1 protein-coding gene is annotated in these 1,792 nt (G+C 38.2%); it reads right to left on the reverse strand.

Annotated elements, in window-relative coordinates; genetic code table 11:
* On the reverse strand, positions 1-1,792 hold a 1,792-nt coding region (locus tag CXF54_RS12875; protein WP_157823454.1), incomplete at both ends, for a PKD-like domain-containing protein.

Below are 1,792 nucleotides of genomic sequence, written 5' to 3' on the forward strand. Positions count from 1 at the left end.
ATTTGTTACTACGAATGTGTAGTTAATAGCATCGCCTGGACTTACAAATCCGTCTCCATTGGTATCACTATAAGCACTAGTTTTTACTAATTCGAAAGAAGGATTGCAAACTATAATTTCAGCTGTTGCTGAATTTACACAACCTGTCGTTGCATCTTCAAAAGTATATTCAATAGTATATGTACCTGCTGCTAAAACTGCTGGATCAAAAGATGTGTTAGACACACCATTGATAGTAATATCTGTTGTTGGTCCTCCTGTTGTGAAATCTGGAGTTACTATTGTAGTTAAATCTAAAGCTCCTTCTCCAACACAAACATAAGTTGGAGCAGTTATTACCGGCATTGGTAAAGCATCAATTGTTAAATTCATAACATCTGAAACTGATGTTGTACAACTTCCAATACCTGTTACTGTTTTTGTTAATTGAACTACTGAAGCTGATTCATCTGCTGTTCCTAAAGTATAAACTGGTGCTTCAGCTGAGGCATCATCAAAAGTTCCATCGCCACTCGTTGTCCATACTATAGTGCCTGAAGTTGATGTTGCAACTGTACTTGTTGTACTTAAATCGAAACTGCCACCATCTGCACAAATAGATTCATCTGAACCTGCATTTACTTCTGGTGTTGGATCTACTGTTACTGTAATCGTTACTGAGTCACCTTCACAACTTGCTAATCCGGTTGGTGTAACTACATAAGCTACTGTTAATGATCCGCCTGTGGCATTTGTATACGTATCGTTTGCTATTGCATTACTTGGTAAGCCGGTACTTGCTGTAGCATTACTTGCTCCTGCTACTAAACCTGCACTTGGTGTTACACTTACTAGTTCCCAATTAACTGCTGCTGCACTTGTTGGTAAAACTTCTAAGCTTACGCCTATTGCTTCGTCACTACAAACTGTTGTATCTAAAGCTGTAGAAACTACTGGCTCTGGATTTACTGTGACTACAACATTAAATGGTGTACCAACACAACTCTCTGGTGCAGTTCCTTCTGGTGTTACAGTATAGGTTATAGTTACTGCATTTGCTGTAGTATTGTTGTAAGTATCTGTAATGTTTGCTGCACTTCCTACTGTTCTATTTGCGCCTGCTGGTACATTCGCGGCATCTGATGATGCTACTGTATAAGTAAATGTACTTCCTGGTGATAGGACTGATAAATCATAATCTAAAGCTTCATCTGAACAAACTGTTTCTGTTTGATTTGAGATGTTATTTGGTGCTGCATCTATAGTTAAGACAACTGCTGTTCGTGTTAAACTTGAACAATTATCTGCATTTTTAATTGATTCTGCATAATAAGTGATTGTTCCAACTGTATTTAATGTTGGAGAACTAACTAAGTTTCCTGCAGTAGCTGCATCATACCAAACTGTTGCTGTTCCTAAAGCCGTAGTTATGGCATCATTTGCATCTAAAGTTTGTACTGGTGATGCTTCACATTCTGTGATATCTCCTGAACTTGTTGGTGCTATTGGTGCTTCTATTATAGTTAAAACTACTGCTGTTCTTGATTCTGAAATACAACCAGTAACACTATTACTTGCTTCTGCATAATAAGTGATTGTTCCAACTGTATTTAATGTTGGTGTTGTGATTACTGTTCCTGCTGTTGCTGCATCGTACCATGTTAAGGTATCTCCATCTACTAATGTAGCTGTTGCTGTTAACGTTTGGATTGGACTTGATTCACATTCTGTAATATCACCTCCGGATGTTGGTGCTGTTGGTAGACTATTTACAGTAACATCTCGTGTTGCTGTGTCATCTGGACATCCTCCA

It is taken from the genome of Olleya sp. 1-3 (genome assembly GCF_002836085.1).
In the GTDB taxonomy this organism is placed as follows: Bacteria; Bacteroidota; Bacteroidia; order Flavobacteriales; family Flavobacteriaceae; genus Olleya; species Olleya namhaensis.